Genomic DNA, 20,185 nt, shown 5'->3' on the forward strand with positions numbered 1-20,185 from the left:
TCGTCGTTTCTCACCTCTGAATACCTAAGTCACAAAGGTATGGCGGCGACACGCCTCATCCACAGGACGCGTCAATGCGGGGCAACGGCCACGTGACCCCGTGCAGATTGGAAGGACCGATCCGCCTTTGACGGTTGTGACTGCTGCCGCCGGGAACGAATTGGACCGTCGCAGCAGACCCCAGCTTCCGCAGGCGCGACGCTTTGTGGCGGCCGAGAACAGTCCAGCAGACGACATCGGAGCCGGGTATGATGCGTGGCATGAACTCGATAACGCCGCGTAGCATTCCAACATCGCGATTGACCAGCAGGCCCCCACGACATCCATGAAGACCTTTTTTTGTTTCTGTTCGCTGATCCTTGCGATCACCGTCCAAGCCGCCGATCGGCCGAACATTGTGTTGATCCTCGCCGACGACATGGGTTATGGCGACGTCCAAGCCCTCAACCCGGACTCCAAAATCGCCACGCCGAATCTGAATCGTTTGGCGGTCGAGGGCATGACATTTACCGACGCGCACTCCCCCTCGGCGGTGTGCACGCCGACACGCTACGCCACGTTGACCGGACGTTATTGTTGGCGCAGCAAGTTGAAGCGAGGGGTGCTCAACGGCTACGGAACGCCCTTGATCGAAACGGATCGGCCGACCGTTGCATCGCACCTGAAACGCAACGGCTATCACACCGCGGTGATCGGCAAATGGCACCTCGGACTGGGGTTCCAGAAAGACGACGGCGGTCAATGGGACTGGACCAAACCGCTCAGCTATTCACCGGTCGATGCCGGCTTTGATCGCTCACTGGTCATCCCCGCCTCGCTCGATTTCCCCCCCTACGTCTACATCGACGGCCATCAGATCACCGGGCAACCCGATCGGATTCAGCCGGCCCGTGGATTTCCGGCGTACCTACGAAAAGGCGAACTCGGTTCGGATTTTTCGATTGTCGATTGCTTGGACGAATTGACCGCACAGGCTTCCCAGCACATCCGCAGCCGGGCCAACCAAGACGCGCCGTTCTTCTTGTACTTTCCACTCACCGCCCCGCATAAACCCGTCTTGCCGCACGGCCGGTTTGCCGGCACGACCAAGCTGGGACCCTACGGTGATTTCGTTGCACAAGTCGATTGGACCGTCGGTCAAGTCATCAAGGCGATCGACGAATCCGGTCTCGCCGAAAACACGCTGGTGATCTACACCAGCGACAACGGCTCGTTCATGCGGCGTCAGAGTGACGCCGACCAACCGGATCACGTCAGCGATGAGACGATCCAGGCGTACTACGAAGGCAACCACACGGCCAACGGTCCCTGGCGCGGCACCAAAGCGGACATCTGGGAAGGGGGTCACCACGTCCCGTTTTTCGCCCGCTGGACGGGAACGATCCAACCCGGTTCACGCAGCGATCGACCGATCTGTCACGTCGACCTGTTTGCGACCGCTGCGGAGTTGGCGGGAACAAAGCTGCCGCCGGCGGATCAGGCCGCGCCGGACAGTTTCAGCATCGTCCCACTGCTGACAGGGAATGAAAAACAGTTCCGACGAGCAGCGGTCGTGAATCATTCCGCCAATGGAACTTTCGCGGTTCGTGACGGGAAATGGAAACTGGTGCTTAGCGACGGTTCGGGCGGACGTGAGAAACCCTCGGGCAAACCGTTCGGAACACCATGGCAGTTGTACGATTTGGACAACGATCCGACCGAGTCCAAGGATGTGGCGGAGACGAATCGAGAGGTGGCTCAGGAACTCGGAGCGGAGTTGTTTCGGTTCTTGGCGAATGAGAAAAGCCGATAGGGAATTGCGGGCCGTTCCTCCCCTCGCTCGACGTTCGCAGGGAAGTTTCTAAGTCACCCTCCTGGCAGGAGGGTCGAGCGCAGCGAGGGGAGGTCGAACAGTAAATCGCCGGTCCAACTTCAACTTCGGTTTTGGGAAAGCCGCAATGAATCATGAAGACGAAGACGTGAAACCAACGTCACAGTCACTGCGCAATCACGCTCGCGACATGCGCCAAAACAAAACCAGATCCGAAGGCCTGCTTTGGAGCATTCTTCGCGCCAAGCAAGTCTCTGGGCTGAAGTTTCGGCAGCAGCACCGCATTGATCCCTATATCGTTGACTTCGCGTGCGTTGCCCCAAAGTTGGTGGTTGAAATAGACGGAGGCTATCACGAGGAGAAATACGAAAAGGACTTGGAACGGCAACGATTCCTTGAGGACCAAGGCTGGCACGTGATCCGATTTGCGACCGAAGACGTTGAAAAAGATCCCGAGGCAGTCGCACGTGCGATCGCGGCGTCGGTGAAGGTGCCGTACGAATTCAGACCGAGAACCGGGCGTGGGCAGCGTCCGAGAACGAAGCCTCGTTGATGGCGTGAGCCGACCCTCCCCTCGCTGCGCTCGACCCTCCCTGCCAGGGAGGGTGACGCCGAGAATCTCACTACACAACTGACCCTCCCCTCGCTTCGCTCGACCCTCCCAGGGGGAGGGTGACTGCAGAAGTTATTAACCTCTTTTCAAGACACCCATGATGGAAACGATCGCCCCTCTGCTCGCGTTCACGCCGATTTTGGTGGTGGCGGTTTTGCTGGTCGCGTTGCGGATGCCGGCGTCCCGGGCGATGCCGATCGCGTACGTCAGTGTGGTGGTGTTGGCCTACTTTGTTTGGAAACTGGACACGGCAACGATCGCGGCGGCATCGGTCAATGGGCTGGTCGTCACGGCTCAGTTGTTGTTCATCATCTTCGGGGCGATCCTGCTGCTCAACACGCTCAGCGAAAGCGGCGCGTTGGCGGTGATCCGGAGAGGCTTCACCGACATCACGCCGGATCGTCGCGTTCAGGTCATTTTGATTGCTTGGCTGTTCGGATCGTTCATCGAGGGCAGTGCCGGATTCGGGACTCCCGCGGCCGTTTGCGTGCCGTTGTTGGTCGGGCTGGGGTTTCCCGCCAAGTCGGCGGTGGTCAGCGGTATGTTGATCCAGTGCACGCCGGTTTCGTTTGGGGCGGTGGGAACGCCGATCTTAATCGGGGTCAAAAATGGGCTCAGCGGCAGCGACACCGTCGTCGCCTATGCCCGGGATCAACTCGGTGCCGGCGGCGACATCTGGTCGACGCTGCTGCCGTTGGTCGGTGGCCGGGTTGCGTTTGTCCACATGATCTGCGGGCTGCTGATTCCGCTGCTGGTCGTTGCGGTGATGACACGTTTCTTTGGAGTCAACCGCTCCTGGCGCGAAGGGTTGCGGATCTGGCCGTTCGCGTTGTTCGCGTCGCTGTCGATGACGATTCCGTCGACGATCATCGCCAACACGCTGGGCCCCGAGTTCCCGTCGCTGATCGGCGCGCTGGTCGGATTGTCGTTGACGGTTCCGCTGGCGCGGCGTGGTTGGCTGTTGCCTTCCGAACCGGCCTGGCAGTTTGCCGATGCGTCGGACTGGCCGGCCGATTGGAACGGCAACGTGGACATCCGCCTGAAGGACGCCGGTCACCGCTTGTCGATCGTGCGATCGTGGGCGCCGTATTTGATGATCGCCGTGCTGTTGGTTTTGACGCGGTTGCCCTCGCTTGAACTCGGCCAGTGGCTCAAGTCGATCACGATTCCGAGCGACGCCGCTTTGACGGAAAATCTGTTCGGGTCCGCCATCAGCGTCAAACCGGTTGCGCCGCTGTATCTGCCGGGCGCACTGTTTGTGCTGGTTTGTCTGTTGACGATTCCGTTGCACCGGATGTCCAAGCGGGCGGTCCTCGAAGCGACCACGCGATCGATGCGAATGGTCGTGTCGGCGTCGCTGGCGTTGTTGTTCGCCGTGCCGATGGTTCAACTGTTCATCAACAGCACGGGCGGCGAAGCGGGGTATGATTCGATGCCCAAAGTCCTCGCCGGCGGAGTCTCCTCGTTGGTCGGTGGTGGCTGGCCGTTGTTGTCACCGTTGGTGGGTGGACTGGGCGCGTTCGTCGCCGGCAGCAACACGATCAGCAACATGATGTTTTCCCTGTTCCAATTTCAAGTCGGCCAAAACATCGGTGCCGATCCGATTTGGATCGTCGCGTTGCAAGCGGTCGGCGGAGCGGCGGGCAACACGATTTGTGTGCACAACGTCGTCGCGGCCTGCGCCGTGGTGGGATTGGTCGGCCGCGAAGGTGACATCATTCGGATCACCGCGATGGTGTTTTTGTACTACGTCGTCGTCGCCGGGGTGATCGGGATGATCGTGGCCTAAGCATCGCAAGCAGCGAAGCTTACGCCACGACGGCCCGTACGAAGGTCCGATAGGGGCCGCCGGCAAAGGCGGCTTCTTGGGGAATGAACAGATAGAGATCGCGATCGACCACCACGATCACCCCCTTGCGCGTTCGGATCGGCCGAGTCTTGGTCAACGGCACGGTGAAGGTTCCGCCCGGGCCGGACCATTGCAGCAATCCATCCATGATGCGAACCGAAATTCCAGCACCCTCGACGATGCCGTGCGACGCAAGTTGTGCTCTGGACTCCTTGCGTACACCGATGATCAATCCCAGATAGACGACCGTCGCCAGCCCCATCACGGCGAGTTGACGAAACACCAAGGGGACCTGGAACTGCCCGGTCGCCGCCGACGGGCCGAATGGTAGTAGCCCATCAAACGCGACCAAGAACGACAACGCGATCATCACGAACGATGCCAACGTCAAACGCCCACCGCATCGGTACAGCAGAAACTTGGACTCGGCATGTCGAAGCTGTCGCGTGGTGACCAGAAACTCTGCCGAAGGATGCTCTGCGGACTCGGCGGAGTTCTGGATCTCAGTGGGAGCTTGATAGGGATTGATCATTGGGATTCAAACCGCTCGATGGCCGTCTTGAGTTCAGACCGTACCCCGACCCGCTTTCCCCAGTGATCAAGGTACTTTCGATTCAAGTCATCCTTGTGCAACGCGAAACGCTCTTGCACATCCGCTTGATCGATCAACATTGCGTGCGAGAGTTCCATCGCTTCACGCCAGCGAGCGAAGTTGTAGGCAATCCGTCGTGGGTGTTCGGCGGGAAGCCCCTGCATTTGCTTTTTTAATGGGAGTTTCTCATTCATCCAATTTTTGCAGCTCAAGGGGCCGGCCCGCCGCCGGACGTCATTTCGAGTCCGCCGACATCATGCTGAAGCGTAACCTACCCTTTCAACAGCCTGTATGCCCACGTCCCCTAAAAACTGCAAATCCTGATGCTCCGCTGCCACGAGCTCCGCAAACTGTACGAAGACCACTTGGCCGTCGACGGGGTCTCTTTTTCGCTCGCCCCCGGAAACATAGGCGGTTTGGTGGGTCCCAATGGGGCCGGAAAAACCACCACGATGCGCTGCTTAGCCGGTCTGATCCCTGCGACCGACGGCAGTTTGTGCGTCGCAGACTGCGATCTGTCCCACGGTGGTGCGACGACGCTGATGGAACTCAAACGGCGTCTGGCTTACGTGCCCGATGACCCGCCGTTGTTCGACGACCTGACCGTCGCACAGCACCTGGAATTCATCGGTCGGATCTACGACGTGCCCGATCACCGCGCCAAGTCCGCCGAATTGCTCGATTATTTCCAGCTCGGCGACAAGATCAACGCCGGGGCGACGACGCTTTCGCGCGGCATGCGCCAGAAACTCGCGATCTGTTGTGCGTACCTGTACGACCCGGCCGTGTTGCTGCTGGACGAACCGATGACGGGCCTCGATCCTCCCGGGATTCGACGCCTGCTTGAATCGATCAAACAACGCGCCGCCGCGGGCGCGACGATCATCATTTCCAGTCACCTGTTGGCGATGATCCAGGACGTTTGCACGCATTTGATCGTCATGCAGCGCGGCAAACTGCAGTACTTCGGTGACGTCGATCAACTGCGGGCGGAATTCCCCGGTGCGCAATCGCTGGAGGAAGCCTATTTCGAAGCGACCGCGGCGCTGAGCGTATGACCTTACCACGTGTTGGACCTCCAGACCGCATCGTCTGTCTCGACAGGCTGGAAGCCTATCCCACATTCTTTTCTGCTAGACCAACCCCTGTTTCATGTCGTCCCCCCACAACCATCTGATCTGGCTGACGTTGCGACGCAGTCTGTTCCGGCTTCGACGTGCGGCCAATCGCATGCGTTCTCCGCGCCGCATCGTGGCTTCGGCGATCGCCGTGATCTTTCTGTGTGCCTACGTGTTGAACGGCTTCTTGATCCTGGCGTCGCGGCGCACCGCGGATCCGGAATCGTTGCGACTGTGGCTCTCCGGCGGCATGGTGCTGTACCTGATTTATCACGCGGTGCGATGTGTCTGGACCGACAAGCAGGTCGATATGGAATACACCGCGGCGGAGAATCTGTGGCTCGGCGGCGCGCCGCTGAAGCGTTCCACGGTGGCGGCCTACAAAGTCAACACGGTCTTCTTTTCGGCGCTGCTCAAAACGTTCTTTTTGGTCGTCGCCCTGGCACCGGATGTCCGCCACGCCGGTCTGTTGGCGACCGGTGTCTTCGCCGCTCTGGTCCTGCTGGAAACGGTGCGGATGATTTGGCAGCGTTTCGTCAGTGGGCTTTCGCGACGTCATCTCATCGGGGCGCGGATCGCGTTGTCGGCGATCGCGCTGGCGGCCATCATTCAGTTCTTTGGCCAACTGGCCGCGATCACGCCCGGCGGTTCCTTGCCGGGTGTCTATGTGCTGAACAGTTTTCGCGCGATCGGGCGAATCGCATCCTGCGACGCGGTTCAGTGGCTGGCGATCGGTTGGCGTCCGGCCGCCTTGTTGGCAACCACGATCGACATCACCACTCACACGGCGGTCCAAATGCTGGCGTCGGTGATGCTGGTGCCGTTCGCCATCCTGGCCCTGGTGCGTGTCGATGGCTGGGCGGAAAGATCCACGCTGGCTCGCGAACAGGCACGTTTGCGTTCGGGGGATTTCCATTCACCGGCCAGCCGCGACGCCGACACGGCCGGAGCGCGATCCGACGAGACGTTGGCCGATCGCATCGAAGCCATTTTGCCGCGGCGGATGGGCGAATCGGTGGCACTGGTCTGGCGACAAGCACTCTCGATCCGCCGCTACTACGGAACCATTCTGTTCAGTTTCCTGGTCCCGACGCTGCTCTGTCTTTCACCGCTGTTGACCGGGCGTGTCGGGAACCAATGGGCATTTGTCGTTGCCGGGATCGCGCTCAGTACGATGTTGCTGGCACCGCCGGCACTGCGATTGGACTTTCGACGCGACTTGAAGCGAATGTTATTGTTGCGATCGTTACCGCTGCGGCCGATCCATGCGGTGCTCGGCCAGTTGACGTTGCCGATCGTGATCACGGTCGGATTCCAGTGGACGACATTGGGGATCGCAGCAACGGTCGCCGGCCCGGGCTGGCCCCAGATCATCGGCTGGGGCGGCATGCTTTCGGCGCTGGCCGTGTTCACGTTTGCGACCGAAAACGCGCTGTTTCTGGCCTACCCGCACCACGAAAACGCACAGGGTTTCGGAATGGTCGTCAGGGCCAACGTGATGTTTCTCGGCAAGGCGACATTGATCGCCGCCGCCGTCGGGGCGCTGCTCGTTTGGGTGTCGGTCTGCAAATCGATCTTTAGCGATCCGATCTCGGTCCCCGTCTACGTCTTCGGCGCCGTCGCCGGCACCTGGCTGTTGGCCGTCAGCGCCATCCTAGTGACGGCTTGGTGCTGGCGCCGCTTCGACATTTCAGCCGATCTGCCGCCGGAGTAGGGTGAGTCAAGAGTCAAGTTTCAAGTTTCAGGTTTCAGGTTTCAGGTTGAACGAACTTGGAACTTGAAACTTGAAACTTCTTAAAACGTTTCCGGGTAGATCACCAGTTCGATGCGTCGGTTGGCCGCTCGGCCTGCCGCCGAGGCATTGGGTTGCAGGGGACGATTGGCACCTTGGGCGACGATGAAGAATTGTCCCAGCGGCATGCCGGCGCGTCGTGTCAGCATGTCCAAGACCGCGGAGGCTTGTGCCGAGGCGAGTTGATGGCTGGCGGCCGAGCCACCGGCCGTTGCCGGAACGTTGTCGGTGTAGCCTTCGATCCCGATCCGTTGACGCGGGAACAGGCTTCGCAGTTGTGCGGCGACGGGGTCGAGCACTTGCGCCGATTGCTGAATCAGCTGTGCCGTGCCCGGAGCGAACAACTGGTCGCTGGGGATCGCGATTCGAATCCGGTCTCCGTCTTGTTGAACGGGTAGCCCGCCGAGATTGAGCTGCGAGGCGAGCCGGCTGAGGTTGGTGTTGGGCTGGATCGAAGCCCCGCCCCGCATTTGAGTCGAAGCTTGGAATCCACGGACTTTGTTCTCAGCTTCGCGGGCGGCGATCGACGCGGTTTCGAGCCGTTGGTTGGTGTCGGCGAGCTGTTTGCGGACGAGGTTCAATTCCTCGCGATACACCTGAGCCTGCTGTTCGCTCTGGGCCAGTTGCGTGTGCAGTTGGCGATTGTTGTCATCGAGCAGTTGCACCCGCCGATTGAGTTCGGCCATCCGCGAGTCGTTCGGGTTGACGCCCTGCTGCGAGACCGTCGGTCCGAACGAACTGGTCGGCGGGGGATAGGTCGCCGGCCCCGCCAGGTACGGGTTCTGGTTGCAACCAGCGATCCCGAGTACCGCCGCTGCGATACACAAGCCACTGAGAAGACGTCCGTTGATCCGATCCAGCACCGCTCGAAACATCCTGATTGGGGTTCCGGGCGGCATCCGCGCCGCCCATCGTGCCCTACAGATAGGGGTCTGGTCGGGCTGCGGCAAGATCAATCGGGTTCATGAGCCGAATTCGCGATTTTTTTAAATCTCGCCTACACGTTCGGACGTCGTAGAAACGGACGCAGCTTCAACGCGTTTGCATCGGCGTTGAAAAGCGTCGGCGAACGAGACGCGCCAGCAGCGCCAGATCTTGGGGCTGGTGCAGCACGGCCGACACGCCGAGTTCCCGGATCCGCAGCGACAGGCTGGCGGATTGATGTGGGGAAACGTCATCGATCGCGGCCCATTGCATCACATCGGGTCGCGAGGCGCCGATCTGGGCAATGTGCAAGGCGACCGCGGACGTGTTCTCGGCGGACAGTTCCCAGAGCAGGACGAGGTCCGATTGGCCCGCCAGTAGTGCTCGAATTTTGGCGGCTTCGAAGACCTGAACGTGGAACGTCGGCCGGCCCGATCCCACAGCCTGACCGCACGCCTCCGTGTCGGCGTCGTGCTGAAACGGGCCGACGAATCGCTTGGCCGCGTCGCTCCAGCGGCGGCCCGATTCGCAGACCCAAAACGGGATCGCCTGACCGGTCGGCGCGACGGCCACGAAACGATTCACGGCGAGTCTCCATCATCGATCGATTCCAGCTTGCGGAGCAAACGGGCACGCGAGATGTTCAATTTTCGTGCCGCTTCGGCGCGGTTGCCGTCGCTGGCTTCCAACGCCTCGCGGATCAAGTCCGACTCAAACCGGGCGACGACCTGATCCAGATCAATCGTTTGCTGCGGTTTCGGCACGGATTCGTTGGGACGGTACGACCGAATCGCCAGCGGCAAGTGTTCCAGTCCGATCACTTGGCCGGGACAGCTTCGCATCGCATGGCGAACGGCTTGGTCGAGTTCGCGAAAGTTATCGGGCCATGGGTAGATCACCATGGCATCGAGCGCGGCGCGGGCGAAGCGATCCGCCAGACCGTCTCCACCGGCCCGCCGTCGATCCAGCATGGCGGTCGCGATCAACGGCAGATCGGCGATTCGATCGGCGAGTGGATTGAGACGAATCGCCAGCCCACAGAGATGGTCGGCAAGCGGCGGCATGATCCCCACCGGCAGCGATTCTTCCAGAAACACGTCGAGTTCGGGATGGGGTTCGGTGTCGGCCGTCGTTGAGATTTCGGCGCGGTCGCCGGCGATGGCGATCAACCGCAATCGATGTTTCGACTCACGCAGATGTTCGACCAGGCGGAGCTGAGCCTCCAGCGGCGTCTGGTCGATTCCCTTGAGGATCGCGGTCGCCGTTGAGGTATCCGAATCCGCCAGGTGGACGATCACCGCGGCCAGGCTGGCATCGAGCAACTCGGCGTCCATCAGCGGCCCGTCGATCGTGGCGAGCGGCTCACCCGCTGCTGAATGTTGGTGCACCGAGGCTGCGATGGATTCGGCGAAGCAACCCGGCGGGGAGAGGATCAGCACGTCGCTGCGGACCGAACCGGCCAGACGAATTTGTTTGCCGATCCGCTGGGCCAGGCGCGAGTTGCCGACGAAAACGCCCTGGGCGATCGATTCATGGCGACGGCGCCAGCTGTCGAGCTGTCGTCGCAACACGACCGCGGCATCGATGACCGGGTCGGCCACGTGATCGTGGAAGCTGCCCGCGACGGCCAACGTGATGGCTTCATCGTCTCGGCCGAGCCGAACGAATCGCGTGTCCAGCGCCGCGATGCGGCGCGACTTGGCACCGGGAAACGTGGGTTGGATCAGCAGTGACGCCGTTCCGTATTTCAAGATTCCCGGGGGCGCCGCCAGTGACGCGGCCAGGAAATCGAGCGGATCATCGGTGATGCTGGTGCCGGCCAAGCAACGACGCCCGATCAGCGATTCCGGTTCGACGGTCAACCAATCGCCGACCGCCGCGGAGAGATACACCAGACACCCGTCGGGGCCGATCACCCAGAACGGCGAGTTCGCTTTGTCGATTAAACGACCGAGCGGACGAATCTTGGTGCTGTTGGCCATGACACTGATGGTAGCGGAAACCGCCACATTTGTCGGTGACGCGGTTCGTGCGTCTTCCAACCGATCGCTCGCGGTTTTTGAGTATTGGCGTCGGTCAGGCTGTGCCTGACGGCTCCGTGGCATGCACAGCATGCCCTACGCTTCTCGACCCGTTGGCATGCACGCCTGCCCAGCGCGCTGCTGCCGCCCCTAAAACACGTCCAAGATGAAGTGGTGACCGGAGTGGTACCGGCGGCTGCTGGGGTAGTAGTTGTGCCACTTTTTGTTGTAGACCGGGATTCGCATCTCCGGCGGATAACGGTGGTACATGCTATCCGCACTACGATAGTATTCCTGACCCCAGAAATTCTGGGGGTAATAGACGTAGGGATAGTGGTAGAATCGGTTCCAATCGCGTGTGCTCGCGCTGCCGCCCCAGGCTTGGCCGAACGCGCGTTGGTCGGCCGACGCGTCGCCGGCCAAAGTGAAGGCCGATGCCACCAGAACGGCGGCGATGATCAACTGACGAAGCATTCCTGCTCTCCCCCTTGTCGGCCGGTCTGGGACGCGATGAAAACTGCGTCGCCAATCGGCTCGGTTCATTGGTCGTTTCAAAAGTGTCCGCCGACGCCGAAACTTACGGGTGTTTTGGATCATCGGCTCCTGGGCGGATAGCCCGGATCTTCGGTCGTATCGGCAAAAACAGCTGGATGGGTTGAGTCGATCGTGCCGGGATTTCCAGGAGAAACGATTTGTGCCTTCTCACCGGGGGCGTTTAGCACCTATTATTGAACGGCAAGCATTGGCTTATCAGCCGCGCCGCATTGCTCCACTCCAACCCCACCAGACTCGAATGCGTCCCTCCCCACGACTGCTTCAGCCACTCCAGTCAGGCCCACTCCCGTCAGACCCGTCACGGCGGAGCCTCCGGTCGAACCTGCTGTCATGCTGTCAAACTTTGACGATTTCAAAAACCTTCCCGATCGCGAGGCCGGCGGCCCTTGCCGCGTTTCTGCTGGGCTTGATAGTGATTTTGCCGTGGTCCGCCGCGGCGGCCTGTCCGTTTTGCGAGTCCGTCCAGCAGACCATCCGCCAGCAATCGCTGACCATGGACGCCGTCGTGATCGCATCGAGTCTCGATGGCGAGCTGACGCGGAATCTGACCACCGGCGTGGTGAAGATGCGGATCGAGAAGGTGATCAAGGGATCCGAACATGTCAAAGTCGGTCAGGAAGTGGACGCGATCTATTACGGCAAAGTCGAGGTCGGACGCCGATTCCTGCTTTCCGGTGTCGACCCGCCCAACTTGCAATGGTCCTGTCTGCCGGTCAGCGAGCGGGCCGAAGCCTACATCGTCAAAGCCAGCCAGGTAAAAGATGACGACGTCGCACGGTTGCGCTTTTTCCGCGACTACCTGGAAGACGAAGAGGCGTTGATTTCACGCGATGCCTATGACGAATTTGCGTCGGCACCCTACGACGTGATTCAACAGATCGGTCCCGACATGGATCATGACCAGTTGATCGAGTGGGTCCAACAGCCTGAAATCGGTGCCGACCGAAAACGTCTGTACTTCACCATGTTGGGCGTCTGCGGCGGCAAGCAGGACCTACCGATGCTCGAAGCGATGCTCCGCAACCCCGCCAAGAGTGTCACCGGCGGCCTGGACGCGTTGATCGCCTGCTACTTGACCTTGGCCGGCGAGGCGGGATTGCCGCTGATCGATGAGCTGTTCATCGCGAACCACAAAGCCCCCTTCCCCCAAAGCTACGCTGCGATCATGGCGATTCGCTTTCATGGCACCGAAGGCGACGTGATCCCCCGCAGCGCGCTGGTTGAATCGCTGCACAAGATCCTCGACCGGGGCGAACTGGCCGACATGGTGATTCCGGACTTGGCCAAATGGAAGGACTGGAGCCAGATCGAGCGGTTGACGACGTTGTTCAAGGAAGCGGAAAAGGACAAAAACTGGCTCCGCGTGCCCGTCATCAATTACATGCGTGCCTGCCCCCTGCCCGAAGCCGAAGCGGCGATCGAGGAGCTCGAAAAAATTGACCCCGAAGCGGTCCGCCGGGCGAAGACGTTTTTCCCGATCCCGGTCCCGGTTCGCGCCAAGCCGGCCGAAGAGGCGACTTCGCAATCCGGCCCGGCCCTTGAAACGCCCCAACGCGGAGCACGCTATGCCGCCGTCGTCCCGATCGCGACGGCCCCATCCGCTGCGGCTCCGGTCTCTCTGGCGGCGACCGACGTCACCGCCAACGAACTCGGCAATCGAACCCTCCTGGCACAGAAAACGAACCCTTGGGACCTGGGGTACGTAATCACGGTCGCCTTGGCGTCCATCGTCTTGGCACTGTTTCTGGTGTTGACCGGCGGCCCCGCCACTGGGGTCAAAGTGGCGTAAGCATCGCCGCTTGCGTGAGCGCCGTCGACGATCCCCCACCACTCTGCCACAAACCATCGATGGCTACTGAACTCCAAATGTCGTCGTCCGCCGATGAGGTGGACTTTCCCTATCGGGCGCTCAGCCGCAGCGCGATCGCAGCGATCCTGTTGTTCGTCGTCGCGCTGTTGGGACTGATTCCGCCGTTCGAGCCGTTGCTCACCTTGGCGATGCTCGGTGTCGTGTTCTCGCTGATCTCGATTCGGTCGATTCGACGCTATCCCAATGAGTTCAGCGGGCTGGGGCTGGCGAAATTTGCCGTCGCAGCCAACGCCTTGTTGTTGGTCGGCGGCATCGGCATGCACACCTACGTCTACCTGACCGAAGTCCCGCCGGGGCACATTCGCGTCCCGTTCTACAAACTGAAATTCGACGCCGAACCCGACCGACCGACGCAAACTGCGTTCGAAATCGACGGCAAGGACGTCTTCATCAAGGGCTACATTCATCCGTCCAGCGGCGGCGGAATGCTGCGTCAATTTGTCCTGGTCGGCGACCTGGGGACCTGCTGCTTCGGCGGCCAGCCCAAGAGCAGCGAGATGGTCGAAGTCACGCTGACCGGCGGCCAAACGATCGAGGGCGGCATGACGCGGCGTAAACTGGCCGGCAAATTCACGCTCAATCAAGTGCCCCGAAAACAAACCGATTTTGACAACGCAGTGTTCTACCGGTTAAAAGGGAACAAAGTGAATTAGGCGACACCAACCACCGAGCGAGCGAAATGCACCACCTTCCACGATTCCGATTTTCATTGCTGATGGTGGTGGTCTGCGCGCTGACAGTCAGTTTGAACGGGGCTTCGGCCGAAGATCCCGAAACGCGGCCCAAGGTCGAAATCCGACTCAGTTCCGCGTCCCAGTTGGCCAAAGGCGAAATCAATTTCGACGACTTGAAGTTCGACATCGAAAAAGACGGCGCGTTCGACGAATCGATGTGGACCGAACGCCTGAAAACCATCAACGGCAAGAACGTGAAACTCCGCGGCTACATCTTGCCCGCCAGCACCTATCAAGACCGTGGCTTCAAGCAGTTCGTACTCGTCCGCGACAACAAAGAATGCTGTTTCGGCCCCGGCGCGGCACTTTACGACTGTGTCTTCGTGAACATGGTCGACGGCAACACCGCCGACTTTGCGACCCGCCCCGTGACGGTCGAAGGCAAGTTCGTGCTCGACTCGGAAACCTACAAGTACCCCGGCGGCAAAGGCCCCCGCGGCGCGACCCACATGGCCGTCTTCCGAATCGAAGGCGTGAAGGTCAAATAGCACTTGCCCTCGGTTTCCGCGGAAATTCTCAACAACCGCCCGGAATCACACGTTTTCTGCGTGCGCTTTCTCGATCCATCTGGCCAAGCACCCTGGGACACCCCGTCCCGAACGCTTGTGCGGCGACGATCGCGGGACATTGAAACGTCCCCAAACGCCCCACCCGCTGATTATGCTGAGGCGCTTGCCCGCGTTTCCTTTCCTCGGATCGATCCTCCCCTGGCATGCAATACACCCTGCCACCGTCCACCGAACACAGTCGGTTTCGGCACCGTCGTTTGCGTGTCGAGCAACTTGAGGGGCGACGGTTGCTGGCGGCACAGCCGATCTCCGAACGCGAACATTCCGCCGCTGACGTGGCACACGCGCCACGCACGACGGGGGATGCCGTCATGGAGCAGAATCTGGTTCAGTTCGCCAAGGATTTAGCGTCAGCGGGCGTGGTGCTGTACAGTGCGGCCTGGTGTCCGGCGTGCACGCTGCAGGCCGAACTGTTTGAAGACGGCGCAAACGAATTGCCGTTTGTTGAAATGACGAATCCCGATCGATCGATTTCGCAAGCGGGAATTGATCAAGCCATCACGGCCTATCCGACGTGGGAATTTCCGGACGGTTCTCGGGCCATCGGAATTCAGCCGTTGGCCGAACTCAGCCGGCGAAGCGGCGTGCCGATTCCCACTGCCGGCGGACCGGTGTTCGAGACGATCGGTGACCAGACCGTGTCGATCGGCTCGCCGCTTCATGTTCCCATCGATGCCTATGATCCCGACGGGGGTCCGCTGACGGTGACCATTTCAGTCGCCGACCCCGATCTGCTTGATGCACAAGTGATCGCCGGCAACCGTTCGATCCGGATCGACCTGGAAACGTATGGCGATCTGGTTTTCGAGTTATTTGAACAGCGGGCACCGGTGGCGTCGGGTCGGATCATTGAATTGGCAGAATCGGGGTTCTACGACGGAATCGATTTTCACCGTGTGGTTGACGACTTTGTGATTCAAGCGGGTGATCCGACCGGTATCGGAAACGGCGGTTCGACGTTGGCCGACTTTGATGACGATTATCATCCCGAACTTCAGCACAATCGCACGGGTGTGCTGTCGTTTGCCAAGGCGAGCGACGACACCAACAACAGTCAATTTTTTGTCACCGAAGGCCCGCTGCGATTCTTGGACTTCAACTACAGCGTGTTTGGTCAACTGGTCGAAGGGGAAGCGGTTCGAGAGGCGATCAGTGAACACGCCGTCAATCCCACCGATCGTCCGACCAGCGACATCACGATCGAGACCGTCGAAGTGTTCACCGACGACGAGAATTCGGTCGTGATGCTGAAACCGACCGGCAACGCGACCGGCCGGACCAACGTGACGGTGACGGTGACCAACCAATTGGGAGCCACATTTAGCGTAACCTTTGCGGTGCAGGTGTCGCAAGACAACCACAACAGCCAGCCTTTTTTGAATCCCATCGCCGTCGCGGAATCTTACCCCAACAACCAAGCCGCAACGCTCCAGATCACCAGCACCGATATCGAAGGCGATGCGGTGAATTATTCCGCAGAAGTGATCGGGGGCAGCAGGAACGCCACCGCAACGATCAATGATGACGGGCGTTTAACCGTCATGCCACGCCATGGATACAGTGGCACCGTTGACATCGTGGTGATGGTTCGACCGGGATCAGGTGTGCTCGGGAACTCGCGCGACGATCGCGATAGCCAACGTATCACGTTGAACTTTGAACAAGCATTCCAACCCTCGACCCCGATCAACTTCATCACGATCGATCCGACGGATCGCTTGCACACGATTCCGGCAAGCAACCAGTACACCGCGGTCATCTTTCGCGCCGTCGAAGACACCCTGCTTTCCCTTCATCCGATCGGAACAGTGTCGCTCGACGAGACCGTGGCCGTGCTCAATGGCGAGCATTTTGCGATCGGCCGGCATGACGAAGGAGTGACCACGGCGTCGCTGCGTGCCGGCGGGCTCTACGCCATTCTGTTTGATCCACAACGCATCGACCGGCTGTTTTCGTTTCAATCCACAAACGGTCCCCAGTTCTTCTCAACCGAGACGCTGACCAACCTCTTTCAGCCGACCGATGCAAATGCCGACGGCCAGACCACGCCGCGCGACGTGCTGGCGATCGTCAATGCAATTGCCCGGCGTCAATCTGCCGAAGGCGAGCCGGGCCGTTCAGAAACGCCGTTTTTGGATACCAACGGCGACGGCAGAATCACGCCACGGGATGCACTGTACGTCTTGAACGATCTGGCGCGACAGCAAACAGCCGTGATTCCAACCGAACCCCCGGTCCTCGTTCGGAACCGCTCGATGGAGTTGATCGATTGCGTCATCACCGACTATCTGACCGATGATGATGACGACGACGTCCTTGAACCGTTACACGCCACGGTCTCCGCGTCGCAGCGTTGGCTGACCGTAGATGCCAAGAGCCAACTCTAACGCGATCAGCGGGATCACCCAACTGACCCAAGCGGCGATCTGATAAGTCAACTCCGGCGTTAGCTGGAGCGTCCGAAGCGCAAAATGCCCCAGCCGCAGCACGACGGCGGAGAGCAACAACACATAGCTCCGCAGCATCCAGTTCCGGTGCCTTAAAAAATCGAACCGCCGGCCCGCTCGCCAACCGATCAACGTCGACCACCAGGTCGCCACCGCGAGCAATCCGAAACAGAGTGTGGTCGACCATCCGCCGAATGCTTTCATCGACATGATGAAGCCGCCCGGAGCAGCCGCAACCAACACGGCGGTGACGTACACCGTGCCTGCGAACCGATGAACCCATGGATACCGCTCTCGAACCGTTCGACTCATCTGCAACCCACCGACGAACAATCCGATCGGGGCGCCGGCGATATGCAAGTAGAAACCGATGAAGTAGCCCGAGCGATAGAAGTAGTCGGCCTTGTTGCTCAAAAACCCGTATTCGAAATCCGGCGGCAAATAGTGCGGAAACGGACTCAGGATCAGAAAGCCGATCCAAAACACGAACCCGATCGCCACGCACTTTGCCACACGCGTGGGCGTGATCGAGGCGGGCGAAATGTAAAAAGAATTCATCACGCGATACAATCGGCAGAGATTCAGGAGACGGCCGCCCTATAATCGAAGCTTGGTTTCGATCGTCCGCTGGTTCAGGTTCAAGATGAGAGGACAATAAAATGTCAGATCACAATCAGCCCTCGGCGGGTTCGTCGCCACACGAGCCCGATCTTGGCAGGCCCGAATCCGGCGAGCCATCCCTCTCAGAGGCCCAACCCTACCGCACACCGGCCAACGTCAGCGATGGAGCCGGCGTGACCGGTGCAGTGCGATCACCACTGCTTTGGATCACCGTTACGGCCACCGCGGGGTTTGTCATTGTCGGTGGAATCCTGTTGTTCACGCCCGTCCGCGATTTTAACAAGAACCGCGGACCGGTGAAGCCAATCCCTCAGTACGTCGAAGACTTTGGGATGAACCGCGTCCCGGTGGAAGACGTCGAAAGCGTCGAGGACATCACGGTAATGCAACCGGTGGAGGGCCCCGTGGCTGGCCCGCAGGCCGATTCCGGCGTGATGGTGGTCCCATAGCCGTCATCCCTCGGCCGCCGTCCGCATCGCGCTTCGCCCCCGACGATGACGGCGCGAGTCGGATTTGATTGAGAAAGATCGCGATTTTTTTGGGATTGAGAGCCTTACCAGATGGCGGCTGAGACCTACCCTTTTGAGCGGTGACCCTTGGTTCTTGCTGATGACGGCGGGAGGCATGGATCAGAATCCGCGGAACGTGACTCCTTTCAAATGACTCCATCGATTCATGAGCAATTCGAATCCACGCGGCCCCGACTGGTCTGATCTCGAGCGGCTTCAGCCCTATGTGGCTTGGCTGATCCCCGGAATCCTGCTGCTTGCGCTGCTGTTCACAAGCGTCTACACCGTTCAGGCGGAATCGCAGGGCGTTGTCTTGCGGTTCGGACGCTACGTCAAAACGGTCGATCCCGGGTTGAGATTTAAATTTCCCTTCGGCATCGACGAGGTTTCCTTCGTTCGGGTCAAGCGTCAATTGAAACAGGAATACGGTTTCGGCACGCCCGGGGCGACCGATGCGTCACAGTATTCCGACGAACAAAAAGAAGAACGCACGATGGTCACCGGCGATCTCAACATCGCCACGGTCGAATGGGTGATTCAGTACCGCGTCCGGGACCCAAAACTGTTCCTGTTCGAAGTTCGCAATCCCGGTCAAACGCTTCGTGACATCTCCGAATCGGTGATGCGGACCGTCGTCGGAGATCGGACGGTCGACGAAGTGATCACGATCGGCCGCCAAGAAATCGAGGTCGAAGCGTTGCTGCATCTGCAGGAATTGGTCGACAAATACGAACTGGGACTGAGCATCGACCAGGTGCAGTTGAAAAACGTTAATCCACCGATGCCCGTTCAACCGTCCTTCAACGAGGTCAATCAAGCACAACAGGAACGTGAGCAGATGATCAATGTCGCCAACGGTGAATACAACAAAGAAGTCCCACGGGCACGCGGGGAAGCGAATCAGAAGACGCAAGCCGCCGAAGGTTACGCGCTCAAACGGGTCAACGAAGCCCAGGGCGATGTCTCGCGATTCAACGCCGTGTTCGCCGAATACGCCAAAGCACCCGAAGTGACCAAGCAACGCATTTACATCGAAACCATGCGGCAAGTCGTCCCGACGCTGGGGCAGAAAATCATCTTGGACGACCAGGCCAACCAGATCCTGCCGCTGTTGAATCTGGCACCGCAAGCAGCACGGAGATCCAAATGAAACGTCTGACATTCCCCGCGGTCGCCGCCATCGTGATCCTGGTCGGACTGGTCGCCTACAGTGCCGCCTACACGGTCAGCGAAACCGAACAGGTCATCATCACCCAGTTCGGCAAACCGGTCGGTGATCCGATCAGCGATGCCGGTTTGCACTTCAAACTGCCGCTCATCCAGGAAGTCACGCGTGTCGAAAAACGCATCCTGGAATGGGACGGCCGCCCCAATGAAATGCCCACCAAGGACAAGACGTACATCGTCGTCGACACCTTCGGCCGCTGGCGGATCAATGATGCCAAACAGTTCTTCCTGCGTCTCAGAGACGAACGCAGCGCCCAATCGCGATTGGACGACATCCTGGGCAGTGAAACCCGCAATGCGATCGCCAAGCACGAATTGATCGAGTTGGTCCGGACCACCAAAGACCGCCAGCCGGTCCGCGACGAGACCATCGCCGACGCGCCCGGCAACATCGGAATCCTATATCCGATCAACAAGGGGCGGGCGAAAATCGAGGAAGAAATTTTTCAGCAAGCGGCCAGCAAGGTCACCGACTTGGGGATCGAACTGTTGGATGTTCGTTTCAAACGCATCAACTACAACGAGAGCGTCAGAGACCGAATCTATTCACGGATGATCAGCGAACGGCAGCAAATCGCCGAACGCTTCCGCAGCGAGGGCGCCGGCGAGGCAGCCAAAATCATGGGCCGCAAGGAGAAAGACTTGCTGGAAATCGAATCCCAGGCCTACAAGGAAGTCCAAGAAATCCAAGGCGCCGCCGACGCCGAGGCCACGGAAATCTATGCCAAGTCCTACAACCAAAGCCCCGAATCGATCGAGTTCTACGCCTTCATCAAAACGATGGAGACCTATCAGGAGATGCTCGACGAGGACAGCACGTTGATCCTGAGCACCGACAGCGACATCTTTAAATTCCTGAAACGGATCGACGTCAACGAGTAGCCCCGCGGCATGTGGGGCAAAAGATTGGCTGGTCAAAAAATGGGCTGGTCAA

At 59.8% G+C, this 20,185-nt stretch carries 19 protein-coding genes; 12 read left to right on the top strand and 7 right to left on the bottom strand.

What is annotated here, in order from left to right; translation table 11 throughout:
• Positions 1 to 325 precede the first annotated feature (325 nt).
• From Enr13x_RS33815 to Enr13x_RS33825, 3 genes are all read left to right on the top strand, one after another.
• A complete protein-coding gene (locus Enr13x_RS33815) occupies positions 326 to 1,792 on the top strand; it encodes a sulfatase family protein (RefSeq protein ID WP_145391310.1) in 1,467 nt (488 codons plus the stop codon).
• A gap of 208 nt (positions 1,793 to 2,000) precedes the next feature.
• Positions 2,001 to 2,363 (top strand): endonuclease domain-containing protein, encoded by a 363-nt coding sequence (locus tag Enr13x_RS33820; RefSeq protein ID WP_231744469.1) that lies wholly within the window; start codon positions 2,001 to 2,003, stop codon positions 2,361 to 2,363.
• Between the two features lie 157 nt (positions 2,364 to 2,520).
• On the top strand, positions 2,521 to 4,212 hold the full coding sequence (locus Enr13x_RS33825; protein ID WP_145391314.1) for an L-lactate permease: 1,692 nt from the start codon (positions 2,521 to 2,523) through the stop codon (positions 4,210 to 4,212).
• Between the two features lie 19 nt (positions 4,213 to 4,231).
• Here Enr13x_RS33825 and Enr13x_RS33830 read toward each other — a convergent pair whose 3' ends face one another.
• Both Enr13x_RS33830 and Enr13x_RS33835 read right to left on the bottom strand, forming a co-directional pair.
• The gene (locus tag Enr13x_RS33830; RefSeq protein ID WP_145391316.1) at positions 4,232 to 4,804 is read right to left on the bottom strand and encodes a hypothetical protein; all 573 of its coding nucleotides are present in this window, start codon (positions 4,802 to 4,804) and stop codon (positions 4,232 to 4,234) included.
• Positions 4,801 to 5,058, bottom strand: a complete 258-nt coding sequence (locus tag Enr13x_RS33835; RefSeq protein WP_145391318.1) for a hypothetical protein — start codon at positions 5,056 to 5,058, stop codon at positions 4,801 to 4,803. The genes Enr13x_RS33830 and Enr13x_RS33835 overlap by 4 nt, the downstream gene beginning before the upstream one ends.
• Positions 5,059 to 5,187: 129 nt before the next feature.
• Here Enr13x_RS33835 and Enr13x_RS33840 point away from each other — a divergent pair, with 129 nt between their 5' ends.
• Both Enr13x_RS33840 and Enr13x_RS33845 read left to right on the top strand, forming a co-directional pair.
• Positions 5,188 to 5,922, top strand: coding sequence for an ABC transporter ATP-binding protein (locus tag Enr13x_RS33840; RefSeq protein ID WP_145391320.1), 735 nt, complete (start codon positions 5,188 to 5,190; stop codon positions 5,920 to 5,922).
• Between the two features lie 94 nt (positions 5,923 to 6,016).
• On the top strand, positions 6,017 to 7,696 hold the full coding sequence (locus tag Enr13x_RS33845; RefSeq protein WP_145391321.1) for a hypothetical protein: 1,680 nt from the start codon (positions 6,017 to 6,019) through the stop codon (positions 7,694 to 7,696).
• Between the two features lie 80 nt (positions 7,697 to 7,776).
• On the opposite strand, the gene Enr13x_RS33850 is transcribed toward Enr13x_RS33845, so the two are convergent.
• The 4 genes from Enr13x_RS33850 to Enr13x_RS33865 form a co-directional block, all read right to left on the bottom strand.
• Positions 7,777 to 8,649, bottom strand: coding sequence for an OmpA/MotB family protein (locus Enr13x_RS33850; protein ID WP_145391322.1), 873 nt, complete (start codon positions 8,647 to 8,649; stop codon positions 7,777 to 7,779).
• A 157-nt stretch (positions 8,650 to 8,806) separates the two neighbouring features.
• Positions 8,807 to 9,283 carry a hypothetical protein gene (locus tag Enr13x_RS33855; RefSeq protein WP_145391323.1) on the bottom strand — a complete coding sequence of 159 codons (477 nt, stop codon included), beginning with the start codon at positions 9,281 to 9,283 and terminating at the stop codon, positions 8,807 to 8,809.
• Positions 9,280 to 10,680, bottom strand: a complete 1,401-nt coding sequence (locus Enr13x_RS33860; protein WP_197455554.1) for a helix-turn-helix domain-containing protein — start codon at positions 10,678 to 10,680, stop codon at positions 9,280 to 9,282. Before Enr13x_RS33860 ends, Enr13x_RS33855 begins: the two co-directional genes overlap by 4 nt.
• Before the next feature lie 189 nt (positions 10,681 to 10,869).
• Positions 10,870 to 11,193, bottom strand: a complete 324-nt coding sequence (locus tag Enr13x_RS33865) for a calmodulin-binding protein (protein ID WP_145391325.1) — start codon at positions 11,191 to 11,193, stop codon at positions 10,870 to 10,872.
• Positions 11,194 to 11,686: 493 nt separating this feature from the next.
• Here Enr13x_RS33865 and Enr13x_RS33870 point away from each other — a divergent pair, with 493 nt between their 5' ends.
• The 4 genes from Enr13x_RS33870 to Enr13x_RS33885 all read left to right on the top strand — a co-directional run bounded on the left by Enr13x_RS33870 (position 11,687) and on the right by Enr13x_RS33885 (position 16,834).
• Positions 11,687 to 13,063 carry a hypothetical protein gene (locus tag Enr13x_RS33870; RefSeq protein WP_197455555.1) on the top strand — a complete coding sequence of 459 codons (1,377 nt, stop codon included), beginning with the start codon at positions 11,687 to 11,689 and terminating at the stop codon, positions 13,061 to 13,063.
• Between the two features lie 59 nt (positions 13,064 to 13,122).
• The gene (locus tag Enr13x_RS33875) at positions 13,123 to 13,797 is read left to right on the top strand and encodes a DUF3299 domain-containing protein (protein WP_145391326.1); all 675 of its coding nucleotides are present in this window, start codon (positions 13,123 to 13,125) and stop codon (positions 13,795 to 13,797) included.
• 26 nt (positions 13,798 to 13,823) lie between these two features.
• Positions 13,824 to 14,366: a DUF3299 domain-containing protein gene (locus tag Enr13x_RS33880; protein WP_145391327.1), complete on the top strand. Its 543-nt coding sequence runs from the start codon at positions 13,824 to 13,826 to the stop codon at positions 14,364 to 14,366.
• 224 nt (positions 14,367 to 14,590) lie between these two features.
• On the top strand, positions 14,591 to 16,834 hold the full coding sequence (locus Enr13x_RS33885) for a peptidylprolyl isomerase (RefSeq protein ID WP_145391328.1): 2,244 nt from the start codon (positions 14,591 to 14,593) through the stop codon (positions 16,832 to 16,834).
• On the opposite strand, the gene Enr13x_RS33890 is transcribed toward Enr13x_RS33885, so the two are convergent.
• The gene (locus Enr13x_RS33890; RefSeq protein ID WP_145391329.1) at positions 16,772 to 17,452 is read right to left on the bottom strand and encodes a DUF2306 domain-containing protein; all 681 of its coding nucleotides are present in this window, start codon (positions 17,450 to 17,452) and stop codon (positions 16,772 to 16,774) included. The genes Enr13x_RS33885 and Enr13x_RS33890 overlap by 63 nt on opposite strands.
• A gap of 101 nt (positions 17,453 to 17,553) precedes the next feature.
• Between Enr13x_RS33890 and Enr13x_RS33895 the strand changes: the two genes are divergently transcribed.
• The 3 genes from Enr13x_RS33895 to hflC all read left to right on the top strand — a co-directional run bounded on the left by Enr13x_RS33895 (position 17,554) and on the right by hflC (position 20,133).
• Complete coding sequence (locus Enr13x_RS33895) at positions 17,554 to 17,964, top strand: hypothetical protein (RefSeq protein WP_145391330.1); 411 nt, start codon at positions 17,554 to 17,556, stop codon at positions 17,962 to 17,964.
• A 226-nt stretch (positions 17,965 to 18,190) separates the two neighbouring features.
• The gene (gene hflK, locus Enr13x_RS33900; RefSeq protein ID WP_145391331.1) at positions 18,191 to 19,174 is read left to right on the top strand and encodes an FtsH protease activity modulator HflK; all 984 of its coding nucleotides are present in this window, start codon (positions 18,191 to 18,193) and stop codon (positions 19,172 to 19,174) included.
• Positions 19,171 to 20,133, top strand: a complete 963-nt coding sequence (hflC, locus tag Enr13x_RS33905; RefSeq protein ID WP_145391332.1) for a protease modulator HflC — start codon at positions 19,171 to 19,173, stop codon at positions 20,131 to 20,133. The genes hflK and hflC overlap by 4 nt, the downstream gene beginning before the upstream one ends.
• Positions 20,134 to 20,185: the final 52 nt, after the last annotated feature.

The sequence above is a fragment of the Stieleria neptunia genome (assembly GCF_007754155.1).
GTDB lineage: Bacteria > Planctomycetota > Planctomycetia > Pirellulales > Pirellulaceae > Stieleria > Stieleria neptunia.

Bases quoted from the DNA above. Each gene is read 5' to 3' on its own strand.
- Enr13x_RS33820 (WP_231744469.1), top strand. From the start codon at position 2,001: ATGCGCCAAAACAAAACCAGATCCGAAGGCCTGCTTTGGAGCATTCTT.
- Enr13x_RS33860 (WP_197455554.1), bottom strand. From the start codon at position 10,680: ATGGCCAACAGCACCAAGATTCGTCCGCTCGGTCGTTTAATCGACAAA.
- hflC (WP_145391332.1), top strand. From the start codon at position 19,171: ATGAAACGTCTGACATTCCCCGCGGTCGCCGCCATCGTGATCCTGGTC.
- Enr13x_RS33845 (WP_145391321.1), top strand. From the start codon at position 6,017: ATGTCGTCCCCCCACAACCATCTGATCTGGCTGACGTTGCGACGCAGT.
- Enr13x_RS33875 (WP_145391326.1), top strand. From the start codon at position 13,123: ATGGCTACTGAACTCCAAATGTCGTCGTCCGCCGATGAGGTGGACTTT.
- Enr13x_RS33880 (WP_145391327.1), top strand. From the start codon at position 13,824: ATGCACCACCTTCCACGATTCCGATTTTCATTGCTGATGGTGGTGGTC.
- Enr13x_RS33885 (WP_145391328.1), top strand. From the start codon at position 14,591: ATGCAATACACCCTGCCACCGTCCACCGAACACAGTCGGTTTCGGCAC.
- Enr13x_RS33835 (WP_145391318.1), bottom strand. From the start codon at position 5,058: ATGAATGAGAAACTCCCATTAAAAAAGCAAATGCAGGGGCTTCCCGCC.
- Enr13x_RS33830 (WP_145391316.1), bottom strand. From the start codon at position 4,804: ATGATCAATCCCTATCAAGCTCCCACTGAGATCCAGAACTCCGCCGAG.
- Enr13x_RS33825 (WP_145391314.1), top strand. From the start codon at position 2,521: ATGATGGAAACGATCGCCCCTCTGCTCGCGTTCACGCCGATTTTGGTG.
- Enr13x_RS33890 (WP_145391329.1), bottom strand. From the start codon at position 17,452: ATGAATTCTTTTTACATTTCGCCCGCCTCGATCACGCCCACGCGTGTG.
- Enr13x_RS33865 (WP_145391325.1), bottom strand. From the start codon at position 11,193: ATGCTTCGTCAGTTGATCATCGCCGCCGTTCTGGTGGCATCGGCCTTC.
- Enr13x_RS33815 (WP_145391310.1), top strand. From the start codon at position 326: ATGAAGACCTTTTTTTGTTTCTGTTCGCTGATCCTTGCGATCACCGTC.
- hflK (WP_145391331.1), top strand. From the start codon at position 18,191: ATGAGCAATTCGAATCCACGCGGCCCCGACTGGTCTGATCTCGAGCGG.
- Enr13x_RS33850 (WP_145391322.1), bottom strand. From the start codon at position 8,649: ATGTTTCGAGCGGTGCTGGATCGGATCAACGGACGTCTTCTCAGTGGC.
- Enr13x_RS33895 (WP_145391330.1), top strand. From the start codon at position 17,554: ATGTCAGATCACAATCAGCCCTCGGCGGGTTCGTCGCCACACGAGCCC.
- Enr13x_RS33840 (WP_145391320.1), top strand. From the start codon at position 5,188: ATGCTCCGCTGCCACGAGCTCCGCAAACTGTACGAAGACCACTTGGCC.